Origin of the sequence: Pseudomonas sp. FP198 (assembly GCF_030687895.1) — a bacterium.
Lineage (GTDB): Bacteria > Pseudomonadota > Gammaproteobacteria > Pseudomonadales > Pseudomonadaceae > Aquipseudomonas.
On the sequence record NZ_CP117452.1, the window covers coordinates 3,311,708 to 3,328,096 of the forward strand.

Below are 16,389 nucleotides of genomic sequence, written 5' to 3' on the forward strand. Positions count from 1 at the left end.
TCGCTGCGCTACTTGCGCTTGAAGGCTTCCCGGCGAGCGGTGCGCTCGTCGAGGAAGCGCTCGCTGATCGATGCCTGCAAGTCCTTGCGTTCAACAGGCACGCCGCAATGGGGACACACGCTGGCCAGCCCCACGTCATGACCACACGCGCGGTGCACAAAGTGCATCGCCACCCCCTCCTCGTCCCCTTTGCACCACTTCTCACCCCAGGCGCGCAGCGCATAGATCACCGGGTAGAAATCCCAGCCCTTGCCGGTCAGTTGATATTCGTAACGCAGCGGTTTTTCGTTGTAGGGCTTTCGCTCGACCAGACCGTCCGTCTCCAGCGCCTTGAGGCGCGAGGTCAGCATCTGCGGCGTGGCGCCGGTCTGGATCTGGATTTCCTCGAAGCGCGTCGTGCCCATGTACAACTCACGCAACACCAGGATCGTCCATTTGTCCCCTACCACACCCACTGAGCGGGCCACCGGGCACACCGTATCGCTCGTTTCATACTGCATAGGCATTTTCTCAAATCACTTTTTTTTTCATAGTAACACTACAGCAGAGCTCTAAAAACACCTCACAGGCAGCGTAAATATTGACTATATGATTTTCATAGTTAGTATTGAGAAGATATATTCCTCAACCGGAGCATCAAAAAATGACCCAGCCTGTGTACTCCCCGTCGCGAACTGGCCTGCTGTTGGTCGACCCGTACAACGATTTCCTGTCCGACGGCGGCAAGCTGTTTCCCTTGCTGAAAAACGTCGCCCAGGACGTTCACCTCCTCGACAACCTTCGCACTGCCGTGGCCGCCGCTCGGCAACAGCGGATCCAGGTGTTCTACGTACCCCATCGGCGCTGGCAGCCCGGCGACTATGACAACTGGAACCACCCCAACCCGACCCAACGCCTGATCCAGCAGCGCCATACGTTCGCCAAGGGCACCTGGGGCGGCGAATGGCATCCGGACTTCGTGCCGCAGGACGGCGACATCATCGTCCAGGAACATTGGGGCCAGAGTGGATTCGCCAATACCGACCTGGATTTCCAGCTCAAGCAGCAAGGCATCACCCATGTGATCGTCGTGGGCCTGCTGGCGAACACTTGCATCGAATCCACCGCGCGCTTCGCCATGGAGCTGGGTTACCACGTGACGCTGGTGCGCGATGCGACGGCGGCGTTCAGTCAGGAAATGATGCACGCGGCGCACGCGCTGAACGGGCCGACGTTCGCCCACAGCATCCTCGATACGCGCACGCTGGTCTCGGCGTTGCAACAGCATTGATGGGACCCGTCATGCCGGAATCGAACGCGCTCCCCGCACGCCTGGTGGGCCTGATGGCGGTGTGTTGTGCCCTGGCCGTGTCGACCATTTATTACCACCAGCCGCTGCTGCCACTGATGGCGGCGTCGTTCGGCCTGACACCGACGCAAGCCGGCCTGATCGCCACGCTGACGCAACTCGGCTATGGAACGGGCCTGTTGCTTATCGTGCCGCTGGCCGATTGGCGACAGCCGCGCAGGCTGGCGTTGCTGGCCATCGGCGCGAATGCCGTCGCGCTGCTCGCCTGCGCGGCCGCGCCGAACTTCGCGCTGCTGTGCGTCGCCAGTTTCATGCTCGGGGTGACGGCGATCACCGCGCAACTGATCATTCCCGCGCTATCGAGCCTGACGACGCCTGCAGCACGCGGTCGAGTCGTCGGGACTTTGCTGAGCGGGCTTTCCGCGGGGTTGCTCCTGGCACGGACCGTTGGCGGCTTGCTCGGCGAACACACGGGCTGGCGATCGGTTTTCCTGCTGGCCTCATTCGCCGATGCACTGCTGCTGGTCATCGTCGCCAGGAATCTACCGAGCATTGCCCGTTTGTCTCCGATCCGCTATGGGACGCTGATGCGTTCGCTGGGCAGCCTGCTGCGCGAGGAGCGAGTGTTGCGTTTCTGCGCCGCGAGCGGCTTTCTCACATTTGCCGCGTTCAGCGCGCTGTGGGCCACGCTGGCCGCGCTGCTGACGCAACCGCCCTACGCGTTCGGCGCCGCCACCATCGGCCTGTTCGGGTTGGTAACGGTGCTGGGGATCGCCGCATCGCCACGCATCGGCAGCTGGGTTGATCGCCTGGGCGCTCGCGCCCTGGCCGTGGCCGGCGCCGTTACCCTGGTCGTGGGTTTCGTTTTCATCGCGGCGGGCGGGCTGAGCCTGGCCTGGCTGATTGTCGGCATGCTGCTGTTGGATCTTGGCAACCGTGCCGGCCTGGTCGCCAATCAATCGCGCGTCCAGACCCTGCGCGCCGAGGCGCGAAGCCGGCTCAATACGGTGTTCATGAGCGCATATTTCCTGGGCGGTGCATTCGGTGCGGCACTGGGCAACTATGGCGTGCACCGGGCCGGCTGGATCGGGCTGGCCGCCGTCGGTGCGTTGCTTGCCCTGGCGGCGACTGTCATCAACGCTGTCTCGTCCCCAGAGACCCCCGTCACGTTGGTGGACAGTCAGTCATGACGTCCGGTCGCGCAGGCAAAGGCCCGGCGCTGGCCTGGGCCCTGTCCACCAATCGTTTTATCCAACCGGCATCCTGGGCATTGACCACCGCATAACGGTCCGGCGGGAAAAACATCCAGTGATGGGCAATCTGCGCGAGTCGCTTGATCTCATCGGCAGACATCCAGTAAGGCGTTTGCGTCACTGGCAAAGGCGCACCGTCGAAACGCCGGCCAAGCGCCAACTGGGTGCCGGGAGCGAAGACAATCGCCAGTTGCTGCCGGGGTTGCATCTGCTTCTCCGGCGCGGGCATCTGCCCTACCCGTCGGTAGCAGAAGTCACCGGGAAACTCCTCCTTGAGCACCAGCCAGTGTCCGGCCTCGGTCATCGCCAGGATCCACTGCGACACGCCGGAGCTTTGCACCCGCACCAGCTTGTCGTTTTTCCATAACATCAGGCTGCTGCAATCGGGATCAAAGTCGTTGGCCCACAGACTGATGGCCGAGATCAGCGTATGACGCTCAAGCTCGACCAGCCCTTGATCGGGCATCGATTGCCAATAGTGCTTGGTCGGGTCGCGCGAGTCGCGCAGGTAATTGGAGAGTATCCACCCCGCCACGAAAAGCAGCGTTGCCAGCGCCAGCCAGCCCAGGGAGTCGCCGACGATCCGATCAACGTCCAGCTCCGGGGCGAATAACTTCTGGCTCAGGCCCAGGCCCGCCAGGAACACCACGCCCGGCAGAACCAGGCCCATGCTCAATGGCGGCAGCAGTACGACCAACCAACTGAAGTCATGCATGGACGCACGGTCACGCGCCCAGGCCAGCTCCTGCGCAAGCATCGGTGCCTGCTCTCGCGGACCGATGCCCGGATCAGGGGTCTGGAAGCGGAAGAACTGCGTGTGGGAGTCGTCGCGCATGGAGGGCGTCATTTCTCTTGAAACGGTCGCGCATCTTCGGCGATTTTTACTGGCGCGACCAGTCTCTACGGAGTTCCCATTCCTGTGTGGCTGAACCCGCGCTTTCGCGAGCAGGCTCGCTCCCCCAGGGGATCGGAGATTCTGTGGGAGCGAGCCTGCTCGCGAAGACGGCGGTAAAGCCAGGGATCAGTCCGCCTGCACCGTCACCTGACGCTGTTCACCCAAACCTTGAATGCCCAGGCGCATGGTCTGGCCCGGGTGCAGGAACACCGGGTTGGGCTTGATGCCCAGGCCGACACCCGGTGGCGTCCCGGTCGAGATCACGTCGCCGGGTTGCAGGCTCATGCACCGGCTCAGGTAGGCAATCAGTTGCGGCACGCTGAAGATCAGCGTCCGGGTATTGCCGTTCTGATAACGATGCCCGTCGACTTCCAGCCACAGATCCAGCGCGTGGGGATCGGCGATTTCGTCCTTCGTCACCAGCCAGGGTCCAAGCGGGCCGAAGGTGTCGAAGCCTTTGCCCTTGTCCCAGGTGCCACCGCGTTCGAGCTGCCATTCGCGCTCCGACACATCGTTGATGACGCAATAACCGGCGACATGCTCCATGGCATTGGCTTCGTCGATGTAGCGCCCGCCCTTGCCAATGACCACGCCGAGCTCGACTTCCCAATCGGTCTTGAGCGAGCCACGGGGAATCTGGACATCGTCGTTCGGTCCGCAGATGGCGCTGGTCCACTTGTTGAAGATGATCGGTTCTTTCGGCACCTCCATGTTCGACTCGGCGGCATGGTCGGCGTAGTTCAGGCCGATGCAGATGAACTTGCCGACCTGCCCGACGCACGCGCCGATCCGCGGCTGCCCGCCTACGACCGGCAGGCTGCGCGGGTCGATGGCGGCGAGTCTTGCCAGGCCTTCAGGAGCCAGGGCTTGCCCGGCGATGTCTGGCACGTGGCCCGACAGGTCACGGATCTGATTGTCATCATCCAGCAGCCCGGGCTTTTCCGAACCTTTTTCGCCGTAACGCAACAGTTTCATGAAGTGCTCCTGCTCAAGTGAAAATTCAGAGGCTCATGCCACCGTCAATGACGTGTACCGTCCCGGTGGTGTAGGCAGATGCGTCGCTGCCCAGGTACAGCGCCAGTTGCGCGACCTCCTCGGTGTTGCCGATGCGCCCCATGGGCTGGCGGTCGAGAAACTGCCGGTAGACCTGTTCCTCCTCGACACCCTGCTGCGCCGCCTGGTCGGCAATGCGCTGGCGCAGCGAAGGCGAGTCGACGGTGCCGGGGCATATCGCATTGCAACGGATCCCCTGGCTGACGAAGTCGATGGCGACGGATTTGGTCAGCCCGACTACCGCCGCCTTGCTGGCAGCATAGGCGAAACGATTGGGCACGCCCTTGATACTGGACGCTACCGACGACATGTTGATGATCGACCCGCCGCCACGCGCCAGCATACCTGGCAGAAACGCGCGGATCATGCGGTACATGGCGCTGACATTGAGGTCCATCGAGCGCGCCCAGGCGGCTTCGTCGCAATCGAGAATGGTGCCGCTGTGCACGTAGCCGGCGCAGTTGAAAAGCACGTCCAGCCCGCCAATGCGCTCGCGGGCAGCGTCGATGGCGCTGGCCGAGGTGACATCCAGGAGCATCGGCGTGACCCCCTCGATGCCCGCCAGCGCGCGAATATCGATGTCACTGGCGAACACCTCGGCGCCGGCCTGGGCGAAGGCCACGGCACTGGCCAGGCCGATGCCCTGCCCCGCCGCCGTCACCAGCACCCGTTTGCCTTGCAGGTTCATGCGGTCTCCAGTTGCGCGGCCGTGGGCGCGGTCTTGGCTGTCCTGCCGAGCATCGAGGCGGGAATCGCCAGGATCAAACCGCCGCTGACCAACAGGCACAGCGCCAGGACGTACGTACCGTTGTTGATGTTGCCCGTCAGGGTTTCCGCCACGGCCGTGATCATCGAACCGGTGAAGCCCGAAAGGTTGCCGATGGCGTTGATCATGCCGATCCCGGCTGCGGCGGCAACGCCCGACAGCACAGTGCCCGGCAAGGTCCAGAAAATCGGCATCAGGCTGAGGATCCCCGAGGCGGAGACGCTGAGGAACAGCACTGACAGCACCAGGTTATCGGCGAAGTAAGCACTGAGGATCAGCCCGGCGCCACCAATGAATGCCGGAATGGCCGCGTGCAGGCGCCGTTCACCGGTGCGGTTGGAGTGCCTTGCGTTGAGCAGCATCGCCACCACGGCCACAGAATAAGGAATGGCGGTGAGCAAACCGATGTGCAGGCTGTTGGTGATGCCGGTGCTCTTGATGATTGACGGCATCCAGAAGGCCAGGCCGTAGAAACCGGTATTGAAGGTCAGCAGGATCAGCACCAGCAACCAGACGCGAGGGTTGAAGAACACTTCGCTCAAGCGCGAAGCCTTGCCCTGGTTGTCGGTTTGCAGGTTGGCCTTGAGCAGAGCCTTTTCCGCTGCCGACAGCCACTTGGCCTTGTCGATGTTATCGGCCAGGCAGACGATCACCACGAAGGCCATGATGATCGAAGGGATGCCCTCGATGATCAGCATCCACTGCCAGCCGGACATGCCCTGCACGCCTTGCATGCTGTTCATCAGCCACCCGGACAGGATCCCGCCCAGTGTCAGGCTGACCGGCAACGCCAGCAGGAACCCGGACATCACCCGGCTCTGCCGGTGGGTCGGGAACCAGTAATTGAGGTAGAGGATCACGCCGGGGAAAAAGCCTGCTTCACAGATGCCCAACAGGAAACGCAGCACATAGAACATCGTGCTCGATTCGATGTGGAAGAACGCCGCCAGCGGCACCGTGTAGGCCACGGCCATGGAGATCACCGCCCAACTGAGCATGATCCGGGCGATCCAGAACCGCGCGCCCAGACGATGCAGCAACAGGTTGCTGGGGACCTCGAAAAGGAAATAGCCCCAGAAAAACATACTGGCGCCCAGGGCGTACACGGTGTTACTGAACTGCAACTCGGCGAGCATGTCGAGCTTGGCGAAGCCGATATTGACCCGATCGAGGTATGCCGCCATGTAGCACAACAGCAGCACTGGCAGGATCCGCCAGATCACCTTGCGGTAGGTCCGGTCTTCGAAATCCAGTTCGCCGGCTTGCGCCTGGGCAGGCAACGGCTCGGAGATGGTTTGCATGAGGTAACCCCTGATTGTTGTTATTGGGTCACGTCGAATGAGCGGCTCATCCGGCGATTGAACGAGGACTCTACTGTCGCGGATCGATTCTTTCCCAATGGCATTTTTGGATTAGTTGATAACCGGTTGTTATCAAAGTCCAAACCCAGGACGAGGATCTACGTCAAAGCACATGACCCGTGGCGAGGGGATTTATCCCCGCTGGGCTGCGAAGCAGTCCTAACCCGGCCTCTGCATTCTGTCAGACTGATTTCGGTGAGCTTCTTGGGGCTGCTGCGCAGCCCAGCGGGGATAAATCCCCTCGCCACAGGATGTTCAACCACTCTGGCGGGCGTTGTCCTTGAGAATCTCGGCAAACTCCAGCGCCGCGCCCACCAGCGGCTCGTCTTTTCGCGTGAGGATGCCGTAGTCCTGCGGCACCAGGTGCAACGGGGTATCGAGGGTCTTGAGCTGGCCGCTTTCCAGCAGCGGATCAACCATGGCATTGGGCAACATGCCGATCATCGGGCCGCGTTTCAGCACCTGGAGGAAAGTCTGCATGGAAATCGTATCAATGGTGTTGCGCGGCATTCGCACGCCCGCTTCGGCGAAGGCCAGTTCCATGCGGGCGCGGATCGGCGTGCCGACCGGGTAGAGAATCCACGGCAGGTCCACCAGTTGCTGCAGCGATATCGGCCCGGCGTCTGCCAGCGGATGCCGGTCGTTGACGACGATGCAGAACGGTTCCGGAGCCAGGGGCTGGAAGTCGTAGCGCTGCTGCTGGCTCTGCTCGGTAAACCGCGCCACGGCCAGGTCGAGCTTCTTCTCCTCCAGCATCTTCATCAGGTGATTGCTGGTCTGCTCTACCACCTCGATGGACAACAACGGCCAACGCTGCTTGATCTGCAGGATCGCCTCGGGCAGGGCCACCGCCGTCGCGGCAAAGATCCCGCCGACCTTGAGATAACCATGGCCGCCCTCCCGCAGGCTGCTGATCTGCTCGACGAACGAGCGCGCGTCATTCAAAGCGATCTGTGCGTAGCGCAGCACATGCTCGCCCAGCGCGGTGGGCGGCATGCTGCGCGGACGCCGCTCGAACAGGGCAAAGCCGAGCAGGCTCTCGATTTCCTTGAGCATCTTGCTCACCGCCGGCTGGCTGAGGTTCATCTGTTCGGCCGCCAGGTGCATGTTGCAGGTGCGGCCCAAGGTATCGATCAGCAGCAGATGGCGAAATTTGAGCCAGCCGCAGAAGCTGGAAAAGGACAGATCGGACATGGGCAACCCTCACGATGCAATAACCGGACGTTATCAGATACTGAATATATCTCATTGGAGTTCATCAGCAGCGCGCCCTAGCTTGAAAGCTTTACGAACCAGGAAGACTGCCCATGTCGCTGATGCTTACCCCCGAGAATACGCTGCCGGTCGATGGCCTGGCCGGCACCCTGATTGGTCGTGCCTGGGTCCCTGGCCGGGTCGCCGGGCCTTCGCCAATCGTGCTGCGCAGCGACGGAGTGTTCGACCTGTCGGAGCGTTTCGCGACCTTGAGCGATTTGCTGGAAACGCCCTCGCCGCTGACAGCGGTCAGGCAGACGCCGGGCACGTTCATCGCCAGTGTCGACGCGCTGCTGGCCAACACCGGCATGCATGCTGACCCGGCCAGGCCCTTCCTGTTGCCGCCCCTGGACTTACAAGTGATCAAGGCCGCCGGCGTGACCTTCGCCGCGAGCATGATCGAGCGGGTGATCGAGGAGCAGGCTGGCGGTGACGCGGCCCGGGCCGAAGCCGTGCGCGCGACGGTGCACAGCGTCATTGGCGACAACCTGCGCTCGATCGTCCCGGGCTCCGAGCAAGCCATGCGCCTCAAGGCCTTCCTCATCGAACAGGGCATGTGGTCGCAGTATCTGGAGGTCGGCATCGGGCCGGACGCGGAGATCTTCACCAAGGCGCCGGTGCTGGCCGCCGTCGGCAGCGGCAGCCAGATCGGCATTCATCCGGCCTCGCAATGGAACAACCCGGAACCGGAAGTGGTGCTGGCGGTGAATAGCCGCGGCCAGATCCACGGCGCCACCCTGGGCAACGACGTCAACCTGCGGGACATCGAAGGCCGCAGCGCGTTGTTGCTGAGCAAGGCCAAGGACAACAATGCCTCGTGCGCCATCGGGCCGTTCATCCGGCTGTTCGATGAACACTTCAGCCTGGACGACGTGCGGGCCTGCGAGGTCGATCTCCAGGTACACGGCGAAGACGGTTACCGCCTGCACGGCTGCAGCTCCATGAGTCAGATCAGCCGCGACCCGCAGGACCTCGCAGGCCAGACACTCAACGCCAACCACCAATACCCGGATGGCTTCCTGCTGTTTCTCGGTACCCTGTTCGCCCCCACCGAGGATCGCGACCACGCCGGCAGCGGTTTCACCCACAAACTGGGCGACCGGGTCAGTATCAGCAGCCCGTTGCTCGGCAGTTTGCATAATCAGGTGACTCACAGCTGCGAGGCCGCGCCCTGGACCTTCGGCGTCGGCGCCTTGCTGCGTAATCTCGCCGCGCGGGGGCTGCTCGATCGCTGAGCCCGACAGATCGTCGATTCATCCAATTACAAGAGAGAAATGAATCATGAGTGACACGCCAAAACGCCGCCTGCGCAGCGAGCAGTGGTTCAACGACCCGGCTCACGCGGACATGACCGCGCTGTACGTCGAGCGCTACATGAACTACGGAATGACCCGCGAAGAGCTGCAATCGGGTCGGCCGATCATCGGCATCGCCCAGACCGGCAGCGACCTGACGCCCTGCAATCGTCATCACCTGGAGCTGGCGCAACGGGTCAAGGCCGGTATTCGCGACGCCGGTGGCATCCCGATGGAATTCCCGGTCCACCCGATCGCCGAACAGTCGCGCCGGCCCACCGCTGCCCTGGACCGTAACCTGGCCTACCTGGGCCTGGTGGAAATCCTCCATGGCTACCCGTTGGACGGCGTGGTCCTCACCACCGGCTGCGACAAGACCACCCCGGCGTGCCTGATGGCGGCGGCGACCACCGACCTGCCGGCCATCGTGCTCTCCGGCGGGCCGATGCTCGACGGCCATCACAAGGGCGAACTGATCGGCTCCGGCACCGTGCTCTGGCACGCACGCAACCTGATGGCCGCCGGCGAAATCGACTACGAAGGCTTCATGGAAATGACCACGGCGGCATCGCCCTCCGTGGGCCACTGCAACACCATGGGCACCGCGCTGTCGATGAACGCCCTGGCCGAAGCCCTGGGCATGTCGCTGCCCGGTTGCGCGAGCATTCCGGCGCCCTATCGCGAGCGCGGGCAGATGGCCTACGCCACCGGCAAACGCATCTGCGAATTGGTCCGCCAGGACGTGCGCCCGTCCCGGATCATGACCCGCGAGGCGTTCGAGAACGCCATCGCTGTCGCCTCGGCACTCGGTGCATCGAGCAACTGCCCGCCGCACCTGATCGCCATCGCCCGGCACATGGGCGTCGAGCTGAGCCTGGATGACTGGCAGAAGATCGGCGAGGACGTGCCGCTGTTGGTCAACTGCATGCCGGCCGGCAAGTACCTCGGCGAAGGCTTCCACCGCGCCGGTGGCGTGCCGGCGGTCATGCATGAACTGCAAAAGGCCGGACGCCTGCACGAAGACTGCGCCACGGTCAGCGGCAAGACGATTGGCGAAATCGTCAGCAGCAGCCTGACCAGCAACGCCGATGTCATCTATCCGTTTGCTACCCCGCTCAAGCACCGCGCCGGATTCATCGTGCTCAGCGGCAATTTTTTCGACAGCGCGATCATGAAGATGTCGGTGGTCGGCGAGGCGTTTCGCAAGACCTACCTGTCCGAACCCGGCGCCGAAAACAGCTTCGAAGCCCGGGCCATCGTGTTTGAAGGACCGGAGGATTACCACGCGCGGATCGACGACCCGGCGCTGGACATCGACGAGCGCTGCATCCTGGTCATTCGCGGCGTTGGCACCGTGGGTTATCCCGGCAGCGCCGAGGTGGTGAACATGGCGCCGCCCGCGGCACTGATCAAACGCGGCATCGACTCCCTGCCCTGCCTCGGCGACGGCCGCCAGAGCGGCACATCGGCGAGCCCGTCGATCCTCAACATGTCCCCGGAAGCAGCCGTGGGCGGCGGTCTGGCACTGCTGCAAACCAACGACCGGCTGCAAGTGGACCTGAACACCCGCACCGTCAACCTGCTGGTCGACGAGGCCGAAATGGAACGGCGCCGCCGCGAATGGACACCGAACATCCCGCCCTCGCAAACGCCCTGGCAGGAACTCTATCGGCAACTGGTCGGGCAGCTGTCCACCGGCGGCTGCCTGGAGCCGGCCACGTTGCATTTGCGGGTAATCGCCCGCAGCGGCGAGCCGCGGCACTCTCATTGACTCGAAGCGCCCGGTCGTGAGTGGCCGGGCGTTTGGAAGCACTTAAAGAAACGTCCTACATCACCCGCCTCCTTGTCTGACTTATTTCCCTAGCCTTCCTCGGCAAAGTCTCGCGCACCCGATTTTTCGCGAGACGCCTGCCCATGTTCGACCGATTTTTCCTGCCGGCCTTTGAACAGGCCGCTTCCTGATGGATCAGGTGCGCCGCATCGAGGCGGAACTCGACAGCTTCAAAGACAGCCTTTCCCTCTACCGCGAACAACTCGACCGCTGGTACGCCCGTGCGGCGGACCGGGCCAGCCAGGCGGCCGACTTGCCTTCGCTGATGGGCATGGAACGGGTGCTTGTTTTTGGTGACAGCGCCACGGCAGTCAGCAGCCGCGACAGTGATTTTCACTCTACCGTCGCTCGATGCCCCAAGGGTGGGGTCCTGACGATCGAGAGCAAGCTCGAATCGGTGTACGACATTCCGCTGGGCGACATCGTGGTGGATGTAGTGTCGGTGGACAGCGGCGAGATCACCCCCGTCCAGCTGAATGCCCAGGGCGTCGGGACCTTCAAAGGCGAAGCGGGTCGCTACTACCGGGTTCACGTTCAAAGCGAAGTCACCCCCAGGCAGATCGAGGATCTGTTTTCTTCCTACGACGGCCTGACTGCTGATCTGACGGACTGGCTGCGTAGCGAATGGCAGGGTTTCAAGCCGCAATGGGCGCAGCAATCGTCGGCGACGTCGGCGGCCGCGGTGGGCAATGGCCTGCTCGCCGGCGGTTGGGCGGCCATCGAAGGTGTGTGGGACAGCATCAGCTTGCTCTCGGACATCCTCAAGGACCCGAGCCGGTTCGGCGAACAATTGGGCAGCGGTGCGGCGGACCTGGTCGAACTTGCCGAGTCGTCCCCGCTGGTGATGGCCAAGCTGCAATTGCTCGCCAGCGACGAAGCGGCGCTGTGCCTGCTGGTGCGCACCGCGAGTCTCTGGCTGGACATGCTGCCGCCCAGCGAAGTGGCCGGCGGCACGGCCAAAGCGTTGTCCATGGTGGTCGTGCAGTTGGTGATCGACCTGCTGATCGGCGTGGTCCTGACCTTCGCCGGGGCGGGCGCCGGGATTGCCTACCTGTCGCTGCGCCTGGTCCGGCACAGCGCCCGGCTACTGGACGCGGTGACGCGTTTCATCCGGGCGATCTTCGCGTTGGTGAACGGTTTCGTGGCCTACGTGGACCGCTACAAAACCGTGGCGGCGCGAGGCATTGCCGCCGGCGTGAAAAAAGGTCGGATGCAATTGCGCTGGGACGCACAGCGCAACACCACGCTGAAAAAAGACGAAGCCCACGACGACGCCCCCACCCCATCGAAAAACCCCAACGGCGACCCCGCCGACAGCGCCGCCCAGACCCGCACCGACGGCTGTCCGGTGTCGATGGTCACCGGTGAAGAACTGCTGACCCTGGAAGACGGCACCCTCGACGGACGCTTGCCGTTCATCTTCACCCGCCTCTATCGCACCAGCGCCGCCGAGCTGGACATCGGGCTTGGCCGTGGCTGGAGCCATGCGCTGGCCCATCGCTTGGTGATCGAAGGCGAGCAGGTGATCTGGATCGACCAGGAAAACCGCCGCACCAGCTTTCCTCGCCCCAGCCTACAGCGCCCGGCGATCCACAACAGCCTGGCCCGCGCGGCGATCTACCTGAGCCGCGAGCCGGACGAGCTGATCATCGCCCAGCCCGGCGAAGACGCCCCTTTCCTGCACTTTCGCGACGGTCATCTGACGGCGTTGAGTGATCGGTACGACAACCGCCTGACCGTCCAGCGCAACATCTACGGCGACATCAGCCGCCTGGACAACGGCGCCCGGCGCGGCCTGCGGTTGCGCTACGAGCATCGCCACCTGGTCGCCATCGACTATCAGAGCTTTGACCCGCAACAACATCCGGACGAAGCCTGGCGCACCGAACAGACGCTGGTGACCTACCGCTACGACGCCTTCGGCCGACGCATCGAAAAGACCGTGGACGGCCAGACCACCGAATTCATCTGGCAAGGCGACCAGCTCATCGCCGAAAGCAGCGACCATCATTACCAAAGCTACGTCTACGAGCCCGGCAGCTTCCGCCCCCTCGCCCTGCTCGAAGGCCAAGGCCCGGAAAACGCCACGCCGTTCTACTACCACAACGACCACCTCGGCACACCGCAAGAACTGACCAGTTACCAAGGCGAAATCGTCTGGGCGGCGCGCTACACCGGCTACGGCAAACTCAGCAAACTCGCCCACGGCGCCGGCAAGCGACTGACCCAACCGCTGCGTTTCCAAGGCCAATACCACGACCTGGAAAGCGGCCTGCATTACAACCGGCACCGGTACTACAATCCGGAGACGGGGCGGTATCTCACGCCTGACCCGAGCAAGCTGGCGGGTGGGCTCAATGGGTACCGGTACACCCTGAACCCGACGGGGTGGGTGGATCCGTTGGGGTTGGAAGGTTGCCCGGGAGATGGATGTAAGAAGCCGGCGGTTGGCGAGCAGGATCCGGCGGCGAAGGTTGCGGTGGACGAGGGTGAGCCGGCGCTGCCGATGACGGCGGATCAGCGCCGGGCACGGATTGATGAATTAGGGGAAGCGAACGCTAAGAGGCGTGTTGTCGCTATGGAGAAAAAATACAACATGCACACCGTTGAGAAGCACAGTGCGGAAATATCAGACCTTGCGCTGAAACAGCGAGCCATTAACGGTGCGAATCCACATACAGGAGACGTTCCCAAAGGCGCTATTGGAAGCTTGAGCTCTCAGTTTAGCAACTGGCGTATTCATCTAGGTGCGCTAAACAAGGCCATGACAAGGGAAAGGCTTGGGCTCGACCCTTTTACTGGCATGGATCATAAAAAAGATAGGGTTGTCAGGCAAGAACTGCCGGGAGCTGGGCGTGGTTATAAACCAAACAAAAAAGACAAGAAAAATCCTAAACTGAACGAAAACTTAAATTGGTTCGAAATTAAATTTGACAAGAATGGCGCGCCTTACACTGGTTTTCCTGCGGAGAGAAAATAATGTTGAAACACCCATTTCTAAATGAGGAGTTTATCCCTGATTTCATGTGGTTTGTTGGACAGTTTGACGTATACGATCGTGAAGAGACTTGCGGTGCAATGCTCGAAGCTTACAACCCTGATGACGAACAGGACAGATTAGAACTTATTCGTAAGTATGGTTTGGATCTGGAATGCTTGTCTTACAGGCATAAATATGTGCTGCTATCGTTCCTTAAGGAAAAACTCGATGATCCGACTGTTGATTTTCAAGGCGTGTTTGACATAGAGGAAGACTGCGCTGGTAGCTGGCCTCGTGGAGAGTGGTATAACTTGAAAGATCCAAAAGGTTTCTTTAGAGATATCTATCTGCTAGCAAAAGAAAAATGGAAAGAAGATATCCAAAAAGCTGTCATTGAAGACCCATCCAATTGGTAAGTTTTCGGAGGGTTGGTTTGGAGAAAAAACGGGGACAGATTTATTTTTAATAGATCCGCCCCTTTCAAGGCGTTAATAAATCCGTCCCCTTTTCACTTCAAGGTTTTCCAGTTGGGAAATGCAACTAAAAGCTTATAACCTAGCAGTCAGCCGGGAAAAATATGGGCTTTCACGGTTTACAGGGCGAGATCAAAACAACAATAACATCATTAGAACGGAGCTTCCTGGGGCTGGCGAAGGATATATCCCAAACAAAAAGGCCCCATCAAACCCAAAGCTTGTTGCCATGGACCGATTTGAGATGAAAGTAGATCCCGATACAGGCGTACCGTTTACTTTATTCCCAATAAAATAGGTGAGAAATGTTGATTGATCCCGGGACCAGACTTCCATACACACCAACACCGTCTTATTTTTTAGGATGCTTTGATATTTATGACAGAGAAGAAACATTAGGTGAGGAGCTGCAAAAATTTGATCCTAACAGGCCTATCGATAGAGAAATATTAATTATCGAGTACGCTTTGAAGGTAAGGCGGACATACAGGGAAAAGTACTTGCTCTATAAGTGCTTGGAAACTGCGATTCTAGATAATGAGTACGACTTTCAGCCTTTGCTAGAGCATGACTCGCAGGAGTGCTCATCGCTCCCCGATGGATGGGATGAAATGGAAAATCCTCGCTTGTTTTTTGAAGAAATATATAGATTAGCAGGAAAAGTCTGGAAGGATGATATTTGCAAGGCGGAAACTGAGGATCAATCTACCTGGCACTATATCTAAGTTTGTAGAAAATGCGTCCTCTTGTGCCCTAAAGAAAGGGGACAGATTTATTTTTAATAGACCTGCCCCTCTCAGGGCGTTAATAAATCCGTCCCCTTTTATCTGCTTTCATCTGGCGCCCCTTTCATTCCGAACACAAACAAAGGCAATAGTTATCCTCGATAAAAATGGCCTACCTAAAACAGCCTATACGGGATCGGGCATATGAAGCAGACTTACGACTTGCATGATGTTTGGGCGCTACTATTTGTTTTTAGCATCGAAAATAATCACGACGTGGCGCGTGAAGAAATAATAACATCAAAAAATATCAACTGTGATGAGGATCTGAAAGATCTATTTGATCTACTGATTCGCCCGGAATTTATGCATCACAAACCAAAAGAGCAAGCTTTGCTAATCGACACCCTAGAACATCTCCTTAAGGGTGGCGATAGCTTTGACAGGGTTTTTCTAAATATGGATACTTATTTTGATGATGATGTCCATGATCAGCGTCGATTTATGCAAATACTATTAAACTCTTTAATCAAGTATAAATCCCATATTTGAAAATTAGAGTTATAACAGTACCGACGCCCACGGACATCGGCCAAAGAATGCGAGCCCCCACTGCACCGCCAAACCGCTCCCCGTGGCGAGGGAGCGTGCTCCCGCTGGGTCGCGAAGCGGCCCCAAAACAATCTAAGGGACCAGCCAGACACACCGAAGTGCTTTGAGAAGGGGCTGCTACGCAGCCCAGCGGGAGCAAGCTCCCTCGCCACGTGAGAAAACGGGGACAGATTTATTTTTAATAGATCCGCCCCTTTCAAGGCGTTAATAAATCCGCCCCTTTTCATTACTAAGACAGGTGAGAAATGTTGATTGATCCCGGAACCAGACTTCCATACACACCAACACCTTCTTATTTTTTAGGATGCCTTGATATTTATGACAGAGAAGAAACATTAGGTGAAGAGCTGCAAAAATATGATCCTAACAGACCCATCGATAGAAAAATATTAATCTCGAGTATGCTTTGAAGGCAAGGCGGACATACAGGGAAAAGTACTTGCTCCACAAGTGCTTGGAAACCGCGACCTTAGATAACGAGTACGACTTTCAGGCTTTGCTAGAGCATGACTCGCAGGAGTGTGCATCGTTCCCCGATGGATGGGATGAGATAAAAAATCCTCGCTTGTTTTTTGAAGAAATATATAGACTAGCAGGAAAAGC

At 59.8% G+C, this 16,389-nt stretch carries 15 protein-coding genes; 9 read left to right on the forward strand and 6 right to left on the reverse strand.

All coding sequences use genetic code 11. The features are described from left to right. Positions 1-8: 8 nt before the first annotated feature. Positions 9-506 carry a helix-turn-helix domain-containing protein gene (locus PSH78_RS14910; protein WP_305495075.1) on the reverse strand — a complete coding sequence of 166 codons (498 nt, stop codon included), beginning with the start codon at positions 504-506 and terminating at the stop codon, positions 9-11. A gap of 137 nt (positions 507-643) precedes the next feature. Between PSH78_RS14910 and PSH78_RS14915 the strand changes: the two genes are divergently transcribed. Then, positions 644-1,270, forward strand: a complete 627-nt coding sequence (locus PSH78_RS14915) for an isochorismatase family cysteine hydrolase (RefSeq protein ID WP_305495077.1) — start codon at positions 644-646, stop codon at positions 1,268-1,270. A gap of 11 nt (positions 1,271-1,281) precedes the next feature. Continuing rightward, positions 1,282-2,478: an MFS transporter gene (locus tag PSH78_RS14920; RefSeq protein WP_305495079.1), complete on the forward strand. Its 1,197-nt coding sequence runs from the start codon at positions 1,282-1,284 to the stop codon at positions 2,476-2,478. Here the strand turns inward: PSH78_RS14920 and PSH78_RS14925 are convergent. The 5 genes from PSH78_RS14925 to PSH78_RS14945 form a co-directional block, all read right to left on the reverse strand. Further along, positions 2,453-3,376 (reverse strand): hypothetical protein, encoded by a 924-nt coding sequence (locus tag PSH78_RS14925; RefSeq protein ID WP_305495081.1) that lies wholly within the window; start codon positions 3,374-3,376, stop codon positions 2,453-2,455. The two genes, PSH78_RS14920 and PSH78_RS14925, sit on opposite strands and share 26 nt — an antisense overlap. Positions 3,377-3,562: 186 nt before the next feature. Continuing rightward, complete coding sequence (locus PSH78_RS14930; RefSeq protein WP_305495083.1) at positions 3,563-4,411, reverse strand: ureidoglycolate lyase; 849 nt, start codon at positions 4,409-4,411, stop codon at positions 3,563-3,565. 25 nt (positions 4,412-4,436) lie between these two features. After that, complete coding sequence (locus PSH78_RS14935) at positions 4,437-5,177, reverse strand: SDR family oxidoreductase (protein WP_305495084.1); 741 nt, start codon at positions 5,175-5,177, stop codon at positions 4,437-4,439. Beyond that, the gene (locus PSH78_RS14940; RefSeq protein ID WP_305495086.1) at positions 5,174-6,556 is read right to left on the reverse strand and encodes an MFS transporter; all 1,383 of its coding nucleotides are present in this window, start codon (positions 6,554-6,556) and stop codon (positions 5,174-5,176) included. Before PSH78_RS14940 ends, PSH78_RS14935 begins: the two co-directional genes overlap by 4 nt. A 315-nt stretch (positions 6,557-6,871) precedes the next feature. Beyond that, positions 6,872-7,810, reverse strand: coding sequence for a LysR family transcriptional regulator (locus PSH78_RS14945; RefSeq protein WP_305495087.1), 939 nt, complete (start codon positions 7,808-7,810; stop codon positions 6,872-6,874). A 113-nt stretch (positions 7,811-7,923) separates the two neighbouring features. Here PSH78_RS14945 and PSH78_RS14950 point away from each other — a divergent pair, with 113 nt between their 5' ends. From PSH78_RS14950 to PSH78_RS14980, 7 genes are all read left to right on the forward strand, one after another. Beyond that, a complete protein-coding gene (locus PSH78_RS14950) occupies positions 7,924-9,105 on the forward strand; it encodes a fumarylacetoacetate hydrolase family protein (RefSeq protein ID WP_305495088.1) in 1,182 nt (393 codons plus the stop codon). A 46-nt stretch (positions 9,106-9,151) separates the two neighbouring features. Next, positions 9,152-10,936, forward strand: a complete 1,785-nt coding sequence (locus tag PSH78_RS14955) for an IlvD/Edd family dehydratase (protein ID WP_305495089.1) — start codon at positions 9,152-9,154, stop codon at positions 10,934-10,936. A gap of 190 nt (positions 10,937-11,126) precedes the next feature. Beyond that, positions 11,127-13,976: an RHS repeat-associated core domain-containing protein gene (locus tag PSH78_RS14960; protein WP_305495090.1), complete on the forward strand. Its 2,850-nt coding sequence runs from the start codon at positions 11,127-11,129 to the stop codon at positions 13,974-13,976. After that, a complete protein-coding gene (locus tag PSH78_RS14965) occupies positions 13,976-14,392 on the forward strand; it encodes a hypothetical protein (RefSeq protein ID WP_305495091.1) in 417 nt (138 codons plus the stop codon). The genes PSH78_RS14960 and PSH78_RS14965 overlap by 1 nt, the downstream gene beginning before the upstream one ends. A gap of 362 nt (positions 14,393-14,754) precedes the next feature. Continuing rightward, on the forward strand, positions 14,755-15,174 hold the full coding sequence (locus PSH78_RS14970) for a hypothetical protein (protein ID WP_305495093.1): 420 nt from the start codon (positions 14,755-14,757) through the stop codon (positions 15,172-15,174). A 204-nt stretch (positions 15,175-15,378) separates the two neighbouring features. Then, positions 15,379-15,726, forward strand: coding sequence for a hypothetical protein (locus PSH78_RS14975; protein WP_305495095.1), 348 nt, complete (start codon positions 15,379-15,381; stop codon positions 15,724-15,726). Positions 15,727-16,031: 305 nt separating this feature from the next. Further along, the gene (locus PSH78_RS14980) at positions 16,032-16,196 is read left to right on the forward strand and encodes a hypothetical protein (protein ID WP_305495097.1); all 165 of its coding nucleotides are present in this window, start codon (positions 16,032-16,034) and stop codon (positions 16,194-16,196) included. Positions 16,197-16,389 lie beyond the last annotated feature (193 nt).